Genomic DNA, 13999 nt, shown 5'->3' on the forward strand with positions numbered 1-13999 from the left:
GTAGACAGTGAGAAATCAGGGAAAACTCAAGCTTTGCGTCCTGTTGATTGGCCTGGCGTGCTCTGTCGGAGCCTGGGCGGGATTGGGGAGGATTCATCTCCGCTCCAATCTTGGCGAGTTGCTGAAGGCTGATATCGAAATGACAGGCGTGCAGTCCGGGGAGCTGGATGCCGTCCGGGTGGGGCTGGCCAGCATCGATACCTTCCAGGCGCTGAATGTCGATTACGCCTCCTCGCTGTCCCAACTGCGCTTCGCGCTGAGTCCCGATCCGCGCGGCGCGCTGATCCGCGTCAGTTCCACCCAGCCGATCACCGATCCCTACCTGCGTTTTGTCGTGGAGGCCAGAGCGCCGTCCGGACGCTCGGTGCGCGAGTACACGGTGCTGCTGGACCCGGCCAATTACAATGCCGGCGGCCAAAATATCGTGCAGGACGTGCCAAGCTATGCCGACAGCGACCAGGCTGGCCGCTATCAGGCGGCTCCGCCGGCCAGGGTGCGGCCCGTCGAACCGAGCGTGTTGAAAGTGAGGCAGGGCGCCACCCTGCGTTCGCTGGCGCAGCGGGTGCGGCCGAAGGGAGCATCGCTGCGTCAAACCATGGCGGCGCTGGTGCAGGCCAATCCCGATGCGTTCGATGAAGGCGATGTCACGCATCCCAAGGCCGGCGCCATCCTGAAAGTGCCGTCGCCGCGCAAGATCAAGGCGTTGAAAGCTGTCCAGGTAGCCAGCATTCTGGGCGACGCCGCTCCGGCTTCGGCCGCGTCCGCTGGCAGCCAAGCGGCTTCGCCGGCGGGTAAGAGCGGGGGCGACGTGCTCAAGCTGGTGCCGGGAGACAGTGTAGACAACGCGCGGCTGAACGATTTGCAGCAGCAGATCAATGCCCGCGAAAAGGCTTTGCAGGACGCTTCGGCGCGGATTGCCGCGCTGGAACAGGAACTAAAGGCGATGAGAGGCGGCCAGCCGATGCCAGCGGCGCCGGCCATGGCTTCGGCCCCGCTGGCCGCGGCCAGCGCTCCGATGGCCAGCGCGCCCAAGCCGATGGTCAAGCCGGCGGAACCGCCGCACCCGGTCAAGAAGTCGGTTCTCGCCCATGCGGCGCCGATGCCTCCGGCCAAACCATCGTTGCTGGACAGGTTGATGGCCAACTTGCCGTTGCTAGGCGGCGGTGTCGCCGGCGTGGGCTTGCTGGCGCTGCTGGGGGTGATGATTGCCAGGCGCCGCGGGGCGGCGAGCGGCATGTCGGCCGCCAGCGCCACGCTGGCGCGCTCCACCGTTACCGGGCCTGGCCCCAGCACCGTGGGCGGCAGCCATTCCTTCATGAGCAACTTCACGCAGGCGGCTGGCGCCATCGATGCGGCCGAAGTGGACCCGGTGGCCGAGGCCGAAGTGTATATCGCCTATGGGCGCGACCAGCAGGCCGAGGAAATCCTGAGGGATGCATTGCAGAAGGACCCATCCCGGCACGAGGTCAGGATGAAGCTGATGGAGGTGTATGCCGCGCGTCCCGATACCGCCAGTTTCGAGCGTTTGGCCCGGGAGATGAACGCCGCTTTCGACGGCAAGGGCGCGCTGTGGGCCAAGACCATCACCCTGGGCCGCGCCATCGATCCGGACAATCCACTGTACCAGATGGCTCCGGAGGCCGAGCAGGAGTTGGCCGCAGCGGCAGGCGGCGGTGTCATCGACCTGGATCAGGAGTTGTTCGGCGAGCAGGCCCCGGTGGCCGAGGTCGCCGCCGCCGCGCCGGAAGCGCTGGAGGAGGCGGATCCGTTGGCAGCCTTGTTCGACACGCCGGCGGGCCAGCCTGTTGCTGAGCCGGAAGGCCAGGGCAGCGCGCTGGATTTCGACTTGGAAGCCATGCTGCCGACCGAGCCTGGGCCGGAGCAGGCCGAGGAAAAGACGCCGGAGGCCGACGCCGGCATGCTCGACTTCGACTTCAATCTGGACGCTGCAGCGGTGGAGGAGACCAAGCCGGCCACGGAAGCCGCCGGCGGGCTGGAGTCGCTTTACGAGGACATGCTGGCTGAAACTCCGGCCGAGGCGACAGCTTCGGCGGCAGAGCCCGCGGTTGAGGCCGAGGGCATGTCTGTGATGGACGACCCGTTGTCCACCAAGCTTGATCTTGCCAAGGTGTATCTTGATATGGGCGACCGCGAAGGCGCGCGCGAGGTGTTGCAGGATTTGCTGAGCGAGGCGCAGGGCCCATTGAAGGATGAGGCCAAAGCGCTGCTGGACAGGATCAGCGCCTGATTTTCGCCGCGGATTGATTCAATGGCCGGGTGTCTGTTTTCAGAAACGACACCCGGCCATTTTTTATCCGGGAGGTTCCCATTGCCGCATGTCTCTGGCGTGGATGGATTGTTCGGCGCCGGGGGGCTCTGTTGCACAAATCCCAGGCAGGACGAGTTTCCCCTTTCCCCAAACCGATTTATGCCATAGCCACCGTGCACGGCCGGCCCCGCATGCTGAAGCGGCTCAAGATCGCTGCGCGCACTTGCAGCTCTGCCACTTGACCATCGAAACGCCGTGCCGTCACCCTTTCCCCCAACCGTTTGAAGCAATGTATCTTAGTTTCCACCAAGCTGCGGCGATGATAGCCGCTCCAGCGTTTCCAGATTGCCCTGCCTAGTCGCTTGGTCGCCCGCAGAATCTCGTTGCGAGCCAGTACACCCAGCGAATTTCCTTTCCACGGTCTCGCATTCCTGCGGGTCGGAATACATCCGGTTGCGCCTCGCGCGGCAATCGCCTCATGACATGCCTTGGTATCAAAAGCCCCATCCCCGCTCACGCAGGCTATCGGCTCATCAGCCGGGATTTGCGCCAATAGCGAAGGCAACATTTGCGCATCTCCCTGGCGGTTGTCTGTCACCTCGATCGCGCGGATTTGCAGGGTTTCCGCATCGATGCCCAGATGCACCTTGCGCCATTGCCGGCGATATTCCGCGCCATGCTTCTTGGTTTTCCATTCGCCTTCGCCCAACATCTTGATGCCTGTGCTATCCACCAGTAGGTGCAGCGCGCCCGAGCCTTTCTGGTAGGGAATTTGGACCTGCAGCGTTTGCTGCCGTCTGGATAGCGTGCTGTAGTCGGGGACGCTCCAGTCCAGGCCCGCCAGCTTGAGCAGGCTTTGGATGAAACCGATGGTTTGCCGCAAAGGCAGTCCAAATAGGTTCTTGATGGTCAAACAGAACTGAATAGCTACATCGCTATAGGTCTGTGTCCGTCCGCGCTTGCCCTGCGGAGTCGCCTGCCATGACATGGTTGTGTCGAACCAGACGGACAGAGAGCCGCGTCGGATCAGGGCTTGGTTGTAGGCTTTCCAGTTGGTCGTTCGGTAGCGTTTTGGAGCGGGCTTGGTCATGCCGCTATCTTACCAAGCTGCGGTGGGGGAGTATTTGTGCAACAAAGCCGCGCCGGGGCGATGGTTTCGCGAGCGCGCCGCTTATTGCCGCCGTATTTTGATTGGCGCGGATGTCGCGGATGGCGCAATGAGATCGCTGGCAATGGCGGCTAGGCGGGCCGCAATTTCTCGTTGAGCGTAAATCCATCTATCGCTAAAGGGAATTAAGTGGCGGATGATTTGCTATGCACAATTTCCGGCCTATTTTATAAAAGACGGCCATTGAAATTGTGCGGTCGCCGGCTTGTCAGCAAATAGTGGCTTGAGGTTTAATCGCAGGGGTTTATCAGGATTGTCAGTCGTCTTGGGGTTTGTTGATTTCAGTGCGGGGTCATGGCGGATTTCGGCGAGGGCAGCGTATCTGTCTGGCCTGGATAAAACATGTAAGCAAATAGGTTGGGGAAGTACATGAAGGCTGCAAACTTTCGCATGGCAAGCTTGGCTCTGTTGATCGCGGGGCTGGGCGGAGTCTCGGCGGCCCAGGCGGGGTTGGGGCCTATCCATGTGCTGTCCGCCGACGGTGAGGCGTTTTCAGCCGAAATTCCGGTGGTAAATGAAGACATCGAGGATTTCGCTCAGGCCGACCTGGCCGACCGCAACCATTATCCCTTGTTGTCCGCTTACAGCGGTTCGGCCGCTGTATTGCAATTCAATCTAGTGCGCGGCGGCGATGGCCATATCCAGAAAGTCCTGGTCAAGGGGCCGGCCAGTTTCAGCGAGCCGCTGCTGCGTTTCGCGGTGGAGGTGCGCTGGCCGGACGGGCGGCTGGTGCGCGAGTTCGAGGTCGATTACAAACGGGATGGCCCGCGCCGCAAAGAGCCGGCGCCGGTCGGCGGCGACGACGGCAAGCGCCATGTCGCGTCATCGGACCAGGGGTCGCGGCTGGATGGCGCGGGCCTGGGCGAACTCAAGGTCAGCTCCCGGCTGGGCGAACCGTTGCAGGCTGAGCTGAATCTATTGGGGGCCGTGTTCGATAAGACCGACCAGGTGCAGGTGGCCATTTTCGCCGATGCCTCCCAAGGAGGGGCGGTGCCGGAGCAATTGCAGCAAGTGGCGTCCATCATGCATAAGCTTGACCGTGCCGCCGACGGCAGGCATGTGTTGCAGCTGGCCTCCACTCTGCCCATCACCGTTCCGCGCCTGGCTTTCCGGGTGGAGGTGAGGGCGGCGGGCATCAAGGTCCAGAAGGATTATGCGCTGATGCTGGAGAGCGCGCCCCCGTCCCAGGCCAAGACCGACGCGGCCGCGCATCCCGCGGGACAGCCGCCGGCGGCGAAGCAGGAGGCGGTCCGGACATATATGGTCCGCAAGGGCGACAGCCTGTCGGTGATAGCCGCGCGCGTGCGCGGCCACGAGTCCGGCGAGAATGTTGCGGGCAGATTGTTGAAGGACAATCCGGATGCCTTCATCGACGGCGACGCCAACCGGCTGCTGGCTGGGGCCGCCTTGCATTATCCGGAGCAGTGGAAGCTGCGCAGCGAGCCTGCGCGCCACCATGCCATGGAAAAGGCCGCTGCGGCAGACGATGCCTCCAAGCTCGCAGCCAAGCCCGGTGCCATGGCCAAGTTGCTGGCCGATGCGCGGCCTGCGGCGTCGGCCAAGGCCGAAGCCGCGAAACCGGCTCCTACCCCTGCGGCAAGCAAGCCGCAGGCATCCTCGCCGGCGGCGCTGGTCGCCGAGCGCCGCATGCACGACATGCTGGTGATGCAGGACAAGGCGCTGAAACAGACCGAAGCGCGCGCCAAGGCGCTGGAAGAGCAGATTCGCAATGTCCAGCAGCACAAGAAAAAAACTCCCGAGCCGCAGTCCGCGCCGACGGCGCGGGCAAGCAAGCCGGTTCCTGTGACGCCGCCAAAACCGGCGGCGCCCGCGATGGCGGCCTCTGCGGCCAAGGATCGCATCGCCGCTCCGGCCGCCAAGCTCGACGAGCTGGATACGTATCCGATAGAGGTCAAGGCGGTAGTCTCCTCCGCGCCGCGTCCGGCGGCCCCGGCGATGGCCGCGCAGAACAAGCCGGTGCCCAAAGCCGCCGAATCCAGCATGATGGACGACGCGCTGTCGGCGCTGGGCGACCGGGATATCCAGTTGCGCCTGGGCGGAGCCGCCGCCGCGCTCGCGCTGGTGGCCTTGTTGCTGATGCGCAGAAAGCGCAGCCGGCAGGATGGCGGCGCGGCGCCGATGTCCGATGACGCCGCGCGCCAGAAGGCGGCCTCGATGCTGACCCTGGGCCCGCTGACTTCGCTGATGAGTTCGCTGAAAAAGGGTGACGGCATCGATCTGGGGTCGGTGGACGTGATGGCGGAGGCCGAGGTCTATCTCGCCTATGGCCGCGACGATCAGGCTCTGCTGATCCTGCGGGAAGGCATGGTCAAGGAGCCTATGCGGCAGGACTTGCGCTACAAGCTGCTGGAAGTGCTGGCAGCGCAGCCCAACAAGGAGGAGTTCGTCAAGGAAGCCTCTGTCACCCATGGCATGTTCAGCAAGGACAGCACTTTCTGGATGAGAGTGTGCGAACTGGGCCGCGCCGCGGTGCCGGGCAATCCGTTGTTCGAGACGGCCGCTACGCCGCAGACGGTGGTGATGCCCGCAGTCGGCTCGATGCAGCCGGTTGCCGCGGCTCGGGTGCCGGATCCTGATCCGGAGGCGGACCCTAGAGTGAGCCTGCGGGTGGAGCTGGGGACGCCTCCGCCAGTCGTTCCGGAAACCCGGACAGTTCTGGAGGCCCCGCCTCCATTGGCCGAGCAGTCTGCGCCGCAGGCTGAGGAGGTCGACCGCGAGAAGCTTGAACTGGCCAAGCTCTATATGGAAATGGGCGACAAGGAAACCGCCGAAATCCTGATGCGGGAGGCGCAGCAAGGACGGTAGGCAGGGCAACCGGCGCAGGCCGGCAAGCAAATGGCACCGGGCAGGCAGACGGTGCCATTTGCTTTTGTGCGGGTCTGGACGTGGCGCAAACCGGGCCGGATAGGGTAGAGTGGCAGTTTTGTCGCTCCGGACGCTGGATGGCGTCTTGGATGTAGGGTACGAATGAAAGAGTGGGCATGAGAATCGCGCTCGGCATTGAGTATGACGGTCGGGCGTTTGCCGGCTGGCAAACCCAGCCGCATGGCAATACGGTGCAGGACAGGCTGAATCAGGCGCTGTGCCGGATCGCAGGCAATCGAAGCATTGCCACCTTGGCGGCTGGCCGAACCGACGCCGGTGTGCACGCGGCGATGCAAGTGGTGCATTTCGATACCGATGCCGTACGCCCGCTCAATGCCTGGGTGCGCGGCGTCAATGCGCTGTTGCCGCCGGAGATCGTCGTGGTGTGGGCGCGGGAAGTGGATGAGTCTTTCCACGCCAGGTTTTCCGCCTTTTCCCGCAGTTACAGCTATTTCTTGCTGACCAGCCCGGTCCGGCCCTGCCTGCTGGCCGGCAAGATAGGCTGGTTTCACCAGGCGCTCGATGTGGCCGCGATGCGCGCGGCGGCGGACAGGCTGCTGGGGCGGCATGATTTCTCCAGCTTCCGCGCTTCGGAGTGTCAGGCCAAGTCGCCGGTCAAGGACTTGCAGTTGCTGGCGATCCACGACAACGGCGGTCTGCTGCGCTTCGACCTGAAGGCCGATGCCTTCCTGCACCATATGGTGCGCAACATCGTCGGCGCCTTGGTGTACGTCGGCAAGGGCGCGCTGGCTCCCGACGACATGTCGGCGCTGCTGTCCGCTTGCGACCGTACCAGCGCGCCGCCCACCTTCATGCCTGACGGCTTGTACTTGACCGGGGTCGGCTATCCAGAACAGTTCTCCCTGCCGTCGCAATCGGCGGGAGAGCGGCTGGTCTTGTGGTAATACTTGATTGTCATAATCAGGGTGTAATGAGCGATGGTCAGAATCAAGATATGCGGCATTACCCGGCCTGAGGACGGCGTGTCGGCGGCTAGCCTGGGCGCCGACGCCATCGGCCTGGTGTTTTACGGACCGAGTCCGCGCAATGTCAGTCTGGAGCAGGCGCGGGCGGTGATCGCGGCGCTGCCGCCCTTTGTCAGCGTGGTGGCCTTGTTCGTCAACCCCGCGCGGGAATGGGTGGAGCAGGTGCTGGATGCCTGCGCCATCGACATATTGCAGTTTCACGGCGAGGAAGAGGCGGAATTCTGCCGTTCTTTCCACCGGCCTTACCTGAAGGCGGTGCGGGTCAAGCCTGGAGTGGATCTGCAGGAGTGGGCGCGGCGCTACTCAGATGCGCGCGGTTTGTTGACCGACGCTTTCGTCGAGGGCGCGCACGGCGGCACCGGCACCACTTTCGACTGGGCCTTGCTGCCCGACAAACTGTCTTTGCCGCTGGTGCTTTCCGGCGGCCTGGACGACGGCAATATTGCAGAAGCCGTACGCCGGGTGCAACCGGCGGCGGTGGATGTCTCCAGCGGTGTGGAGGCGTCCAAGGGAATCAAAGATGTCGCCAGAATGGCGGCGTTCATATCAGGAGCAAGACATGGATCGGTATGATTTTCCGGATGCGCAGGGCCATTTCGGCCCTTATGGTGGCGTCTATGTCGCGGAAACCTTAATGGTGGCGCTGGACGAATTGAAGGCGGAGTACGCCCGAGTCAAGGCCGATCCGTCGTTCTGGCAAGAGTTCCACCATGAGCTGAAGCATTACGTCGGCCGTCCCAGCCCGATCTATCACGCCAAGCGCTGGTCCGAACAACTGGGCGGCGCGCAAATCTACTTGAAGCGCGAAGACCTCAACCATACCGGCGCGCACAAGATCAACAACGCCATCGGCCAGGCCCTGCTGGCCAAGCGTATGGGCAAGAAACGCGTGATCGCCGAAACCGGCGCCGGCCAGCATGGCGTGGCCACCGCCACCGTGGCGGCGCGCTATGGCATGGAGTGCGTGGTGTACATGGGCGCGGAGGACGTCAAGCGCCAGTCGCCCAACGTGTTCCGGATGAAGCTTTTGGGCGCCACCGTGGTGCCGGTGGAGTCCGGCTCCAAGACGCTGAAGGACGCGCTCAACGAAGCGATGCGCGACTGGGTGACCAACGTCGATTCCACCTTCTACATTCTGGGCACCGCCGCCGGCCCGCATCCTTATCCGATGCTGGTGCGCGACTTCGTGTCGGTGATAGGCGAGGAGTCCAAGATTCAGATGCCGGAAATCATCGGTCGCCAGCCGGACCTGGTGGTGGCTTGCGTCGGCGGCGGCTCCAACGCCATCGGCATGTTCTACCCCTATATCGGGGTCGACGGCGTGCGCATGGTGGGGGTGGAGGCGGGCGGCCACGGCATCGCCAGCGGCAAGCATGCCGCTCCCATCTCCGGCGGCGCGCCGGTGGGCGTGTTGCATGGCTCCAAGAGCTATCTGATGCAAGACGACGACGGCCAGATCATCGAAACCCACTCGGTGTCGGCCGGCCTGGACTACCCGGGCGTAGGTCCCGAGCATTGCCATCTGAAGGATATCGGCCGCGCCGAGTATGTGGCGATCAACGACGACGAGGCATTGAGGGCATTCCACGACTGTTGCCACCTGGAAGGCATCATTCCGGCATTGGAATCCAGCCACGCGCTTGCTTGGGCCGCCAAGACCGCGCCGACCATGGGCAAGGACAAGGTGATCCTGGTCAACCTGTCCGGCCGCGGCGACAAGGATATCAATACCGTGGCCGGCTTGTCCGGCATCACGCTGTAAGGGGGCTGTATGTCACGTATTGCCAAGTGTTTCGCCGATCTGGCCGGCAGCAAGGCCCTGATCCCGTTCATCACCGCCGGCGATCCGACCCCGGGACTGACCGTGTCGCTGATGCATGGCCTGGTCGACGGCGGCGCCGACATCATCGAACTGGGCGTGCCGTTTTCCGATCCGATGGCCGACGGCCCGGTGATCCAGCGCGCCTCGGAGCGCGCGCTCAAGCACAAGGTGGGTCTGCGCCATGTGCTGGAGATGGTGGCCGAGTTCCGCCGCAGCAATGCGGAGACCCCGGTGGTGCTGATGGGCTACCTCAATCCCCTGTGCGCGATGGGCTATACCGAATTTGCCGGTAAAGCCAAGGCGGCGGGCGTGGATGGCGTGCTCACGGTGGACTGTCCGCCGGAAGAGGCCGCGGAATTGCAGGCGGCGCTGGATGCCGCAGGCCTGGACACGGTATTCCTGATCGCCCCCACCACACCGCCTTCGCGTGTGGCGGAAATCGCCAAACTGGCGCGCGGATACGTTTATTATGTGTCTCTGAAGGGGGTGACCGGCGCCGGACATCTGGACATTGATGACGTAGCGCGTAAAATTGCTGCCCTCAGACAACAACTGCCGTTGCCGATAGGGGTGGGTTTTGGGATTCGCGACGCCGCGACCGCCAAAGCCATCTCGACCGCCGCCGACGCGGTGGTGGTGGGCAGCCGGCTGGTACAGGAAATCGAGGCGGCGACACCCGAAACTGCCAGAGAGCAGTTAACTCATCTGGTGGCCGAATTGAAGGCCGCCATCCGCTAGAACATCGACGGGGGCGGCGCCCCCGTTGCAATGTGGCCGGGATGTGTCCCGGACACTCAAGATTCAAGGAGTCAGCATGAGCTGGTTGAACAAGCTCCTGCCGCCGAAGATCAAGCGCGAAAACCGCGCTGACAAGCCTTCGGCGGTACCGGAGGGGCTTTGGAGCAAGTGCCCGGAATGTGAAGCAGTTTTGTATTACACCGACCTGGAGAGCAATCTGCAGGTCTGCCCCAAGTGCAGCCATCATCATCCGTTGACGGCGCGTCAACGCCTGAACCTGCTGCTGGACGACGAAGGCCGGCGCGAGATAGGCGAGGAAGTCCGTCCGGTAGATATCCTGAAGTTCAAGGACAGCAAGAAGTACCCGGACCGCCTGGTCGCCGCCAAGAGCGATACCGGTGAGGACGACGCGCTGGTGGTGATGCGGGGCAGCATCCATTCGCTGCCGGCAGTGGTGGCTTCGTTTGAATTCAAGTTCATCGGCGGCTCCATGGGCTCGGTGGTGGGCGAGCGCTTCGTGCGCGGCGTGCAGGCGGCGGTTGAAGCCAAGGCGCCGTTCATCTGCGTGGCGGCCTCCGGCGGCGCGCGGATGCAGGAGGGTTTGAACTCGCTGATGCAGATGGCCAAGACCAGCGCCGCGCTGCAGCTGCTGTCCGAGAATAAGCTGCCTTTCATCTCGCTGCTGACCGACCCGACCATGGGCGGCGTCTCCGCCTCGTTCGCCTTTCTGGGCGACGTGGTGCTGGCCGAGCCCAAGGCCCGAATCGGCTTCGCCGGCGCCCGCGTGATCGAGCAGACCGTGCGCGAAACGCTGCCGGAAGGCTTCCAGCGCGCGGAATTCCTGCTGAACAAGGGCGCGGTGGACATGGTGGTGGACAGGCGCGAGCTCAAGCGCAAGATATCGAGCCTGATTACCTTGCTGATGAGGGAGCCGGCACCGGTATAAGTCGCGCTCGCCGAGGCCATGACGCAATGCCGCCCATTGGGGCGGCATTTTTATTTGGCGCGGCAGCTTTCGACCGCGCTGTTGAATTGCGGTAGGAACTGCGGCCCCTCCCTGGCCAGGAAAGCCTTGCCGAAATATACCCCCAGCGGCAGGCTTTCCAGCAGCTCGCTGCGCAATTCGGCTTGCAGGCCCATGCTGGCGATCAGCGAATCCACCGCGTAAGCGTTGCCCAGAATGGCGTCGACGTGATGGTTCAGCAGCATTCGCAGCAGTTGCTCGCTGCTGGTCGGCATGGCGGTCAGCCGGTAGCCGTGGCTTTTGAGCCAGCCGTCCATGTTCGAGCCGCTGAAGGCGCCGATGCGCGCCTGCTGCTTGAATCCCGGATCGGCCGGCGATAGCGGAGCGTCCTTCAGCAGATACCAGCGGCGCTGATAGGATAGCAACGAGGCGGACAGCACCGCGTAGCCGTCGCGCTCGGTGGAGGGGGTGGCGGCAAAGAAGCCATCGGCCTGGCCGTGCTGGACCTGCCACTGCGCGCGCGGCCAGGGCAGGAATTCCAGCGCGTAGCTCCGCTGCATCCTTTTCAGCGCGCAGTCGACGACCTGCACGGCCAGCCCGTCGGGAATGCCATTGGTTCTGACGAAGGACAGCGGCGGCTGCAGGTGGGTGCTCAGGCGGATGGATTCGGATGCCGCCGCCGCGCAGGCTGGCGCGGTCGGTAGCGAGAGGGCAAGCAGTAGCAGGAATCTATGCAGCTGCGGCATTGGGTTTCCATCGGGTATTGCGCCGCAAGCGGCGAGGGGGCTGTCTTTATGCAGATTAAGGAGCGGAAGATGGAAAGTACAAGGCTTTTCTGCGCGCATTGTTCTTGATGGTCAGGCGGGGGGCAGGGCGGCGCGAACATTGCCGCATTTTTCAGACTTGCAGCCGTGAGTTTCGCGCCGTCCGCCATCGCAGGTTTTTCCCGGGAGTCGCGGCTTGCCTTCTTGGTTGGTGAAATTGCCTAAAAAATAATCGGTTGGGTTTTGTTCTTTTACTTCATTGCTTTGCTGGATCTATCCACAGTCTGCCACCAGGCTTATTCCGGGGTGGCGTGGGAAAGTTCTGTTATTGCTCAATTTTTGGGCTATTTGCGCAAGTTGTTCAATATAAAGATAAAATGCCGACTATCCCAAACTTGTCCACAGCTTTGTTCTATATCGATGTGGATTGTGCTCGAAAGTGAAAAATATTGCATGCAGAAGCTTCCTCAAGGTTACGAGTTGCCGTGATCCCCCCGACTAACCGAGAGGTCGAAGTTGGTGGTTTCTGGCTCGATATGCCCGGCGTGGGGGAGTGCCAAGACAAGGAGACGGAATATGCCGAGCGCTACTGCGAGATGCTGCCGCGGCTGGATCTGATTCTGTGGGTGATCAAGGCCGATGACCGCGCCTTGAGCATCGATGCAAAGTGCTACAAGCAGCTGATCCGGCCACACTTATGCGAGCACAACACCCCACTGCTATTTGTGGTCAATCCGATCGACAAGGAGCCCAGCCGGGAATGGAACAGCGCCAGCAAGTCGCCAGGGCTTCAATAACATTAGCCAGAAGCAGGTCGAGCTGTGCCGACTCTGCGAGGTGCCGCTCAGTCAGATCCTGATCATCTCGGCGGTGGAAGGCTATGGCCTGCCGTAACGTTGTGAAGTTTGGCTGGCATGCTGGATGGCATGCCGGGAGTGATGGAAAACAAAAAAACCCTGATTTATCAGGGCTTTGGTGCATGCGTCTGGCGGAGGCTGTGGGATTCGAACCCACGGACGGTTGCCCGTCGGCAGTTTTCAAGACTGCTGGTTTAAACCACTCACCCAAACCTCCAGTGGCAAAATGATGTCAGGGCCTTGGCATGAAACGGCGTTGCCTTTGTTCCTGAATCATTAAGAGCTGGGGATTGTATCCTGACTTTCCGCATTTGCCTAGAGGGCTGCGGCGTTGGAAGCCAGCATTTCCGCCGCGTGCTCGCGGGTGGTTTGCGTCAGTTCGGCGCCGCCCAGCATGCGGGCGATCTCCAGCACGCGCTGCTCGGCATCCAGCGGTGCGATGCGGCTGAGCACCTGGCCTTTCTGCTCGCGCTTGCTGACCTGCCAGTGCTGTTTGCCGCAAGACGCCACCTGCGGCAGGTGGGTGATGCACAGCACCTGGTAGCGCTGGCCCAGGTCGCGCAGCATGTGGCCGATCACCTCCGCCACGCGGCCGCCTATGCCCACGTCCACTTCGTCGAAGATCAGCGTGGGTACGCTGGCCACCTGGCTGATCACCACCTGCATCGCCAGGCTGATGCGCGACAGTTCGCCGCCGGAGGCCACCTTGGCCAGAGGGCGCAGGCTGGTGCCGGCGTTGGCCGCCACCAGGTATTCGATGGATTCCATGCCGTGGGCGCCGGGTTCGGCCAGCGCGGAGAGCTCAATGGCGAAGCGGGAGCCGCCCATCGCCAGCCGCTGCATTTCCTTGGCGATGCGCTCGGACAATTCGCGCGCTGCCTGGCGGCGCTTGCCTGACAGCGCTTCCGCCAGCGCGCGGTAGCGCGCCAGGCTGGCGGCTTCGGCCACGGTAAGGGCCTCGATGTCCACGCTGGCTTCCAGTGCCGATAGCTGCTGCTGCCAGTCCGCCAGCTTGTCGGACAGATCCGCCGGCTGGATGCGGTACTTGCGCGCGGTGCTCATCAGGAGCTCCAGCCGCCGCTCCATTTCCGCCAGTTGGCCCGGGTCCTGGTCGATGTCGCTGGCGTAGTCGCGCAGGCTGTACACCACTTCGCGCAGCTCGGCGTCCACCGAATCCAGCAGCGACAGGGTGTCGGACAGCCGCGGGTCCAGGCTGGACAGCTTGGATAGCCGGCTTTGCACCTGGGCCAGCAGCGTCAGGCAGCTGTTGTCCTGTTCGGACAGCGTGTCTACCGCCAGCTGCGCGCTCTGCACCAGTTCGGCGGAGTTGGCCAGCCGGGTATGGCTCTGGCTCAGCGCGTTCCATTCGTCAGGCTGCAGGTTCAGATCGGACAGCTCGCCTATCTGCCAGGTCAGGCGCTCGCGCTCCACTTCGGATTCGCGCGACAGCCGCTCGGCGTCGTTGCGCGCCTGGCGGGCGGCTTGCCATTCCTGCCAAGCCTTGTGCACGTCGCGCGCCAGCGCGGTGGAGCCGGCGTAGGCGTC

The 13999-nt window shown here is 63.3% G+C and carries 11 protein-coding genes and 1 tRNA gene; 8 read left to right on the forward strand and 4 right to left on the reverse strand.

Features of this window, described 5'->3' with window-relative positions; translation table 11 throughout:
• Positions 1-7: 7 nt before the first annotated feature.
• On the forward strand, positions 8-2248 hold the full coding sequence (locus BI344_RS13620) for a motility hub landmark protein FimV (RefSeq protein ID WP_071113441.1): 2241 nt from the start codon (positions 8-10) through the stop codon (positions 2246-2248).
• A gap of 178 nt (positions 2249-2426) precedes the next feature.
• Here BI344_RS13620 and BI344_RS13625 read toward each other — a convergent pair whose 3' ends face one another.
• A complete protein-coding gene (locus tag BI344_RS13625; protein ID WP_071113442.1) occupies positions 2427-3359 on the reverse strand; it encodes an IS5 family transposase in 933 nt (310 codons plus the stop codon).
• Between the two features lie 468 nt (positions 3360-3827).
• On the opposite strand from BI344_RS13625, the gene BI344_RS13630 reads away from it, so the two are divergent.
• From BI344_RS13630 to accD, 6 genes are all read left to right on the forward strand, one after another.
• Complete coding sequence (locus BI344_RS13630) at positions 3828-6263, forward strand: FimV/HubP-related protein (RefSeq protein WP_071113443.1); 2436 nt, start codon at positions 3828-3830, stop codon at positions 6261-6263.
• A gap of 176 nt (positions 6264-6439) precedes the next feature.
• Positions 6440-7228, forward strand: coding sequence for a tRNA pseudouridine(38-40) synthase TruA (gene truA / locus BI344_RS13635; RefSeq protein WP_071113444.1), 789 nt, complete (start codon positions 6440-6442; stop codon positions 7226-7228).
• Positions 7229-7261: 33 nt separating this feature from the next.
• Positions 7262-7882 (forward strand): phosphoribosylanthranilate isomerase, encoded by a 621-nt coding sequence (locus tag BI344_RS13640; protein WP_071113445.1) that lies wholly within the window; start codon positions 7262-7264, stop codon positions 7880-7882.
• Positions 7869-9071 carry a tryptophan synthase subunit beta gene (gene trpB, locus BI344_RS13645; RefSeq protein WP_071113446.1) on the forward strand — a complete coding sequence of 401 codons (1203 nt, stop codon included), beginning with the start codon at positions 7869-7871 and terminating at the stop codon, positions 9069-9071. Before BI344_RS13640 ends, trpB begins: the two co-directional genes overlap by 14 nt.
• A 9-nt stretch (positions 9072-9080) precedes the next feature.
• Entirely contained in the window at positions 9081-9869 is a 789-nt protein-coding gene (gene trpA / locus BI344_RS13650) for a tryptophan synthase subunit alpha (RefSeq protein WP_071113447.1), read from the forward strand.
• A gap of 76 nt (positions 9870-9945) precedes the next feature.
• A complete protein-coding gene (accD, locus tag BI344_RS13655) occupies positions 9946-10815 on the forward strand; it encodes an acetyl-CoA carboxylase, carboxyltransferase subunit beta (protein WP_071113448.1) in 870 nt (289 codons plus the stop codon).
• Between the two features lie 50 nt (positions 10816-10865).
• Here accD and BI344_RS13660 read toward each other — a convergent pair whose 3' ends face one another.
• Positions 10866-11579, reverse strand: a complete 714-nt coding sequence (locus BI344_RS13660) for a substrate-binding periplasmic protein (protein WP_071113449.1) — start codon at positions 11577-11579, stop codon at positions 10866-10868.
• Positions 11580-12082: 503 nt separating this feature from the next.
• Between BI344_RS13660 and BI344_RS13665 the strand changes: the two genes are divergently transcribed.
• Positions 12083-12394: a P-loop NTPase family protein gene (locus tag BI344_RS13665; RefSeq protein WP_139167027.1), complete on the forward strand. Its 312-nt coding sequence runs from the start codon at positions 12083-12085 to the stop codon at positions 12392-12394.
• A 189-nt stretch (positions 12395-12583) separates the two neighbouring features.
• On the opposite strand, the gene BI344_RS13670 is transcribed toward BI344_RS13665, so the two are convergent.
• Together BI344_RS13670 and BI344_RS13675 are read right to left on the reverse strand one after the other, a co-directional pair.
• Positions 12584-12671 (reverse strand) — tRNA-Ser (locus BI344_RS13670).
• Positions 12672-12769: 98 nt separating this feature from the next.
• Positions 12770-13999, reverse strand: a 1230-nt coding sequence (locus tag BI344_RS13675; RefSeq protein ID WP_071113451.1) for a DNA repair protein RecN, incomplete at its 5' end; no start/stop codon positions are given.

The sequence above is a fragment of the Chromobacterium sphagni genome, from assembly GCF_001855555.1.
GTDB lineage: Bacteria > Pseudomonadota > Gammaproteobacteria > Burkholderiales > Chromobacteriaceae > Chromobacterium > Chromobacterium sphagni.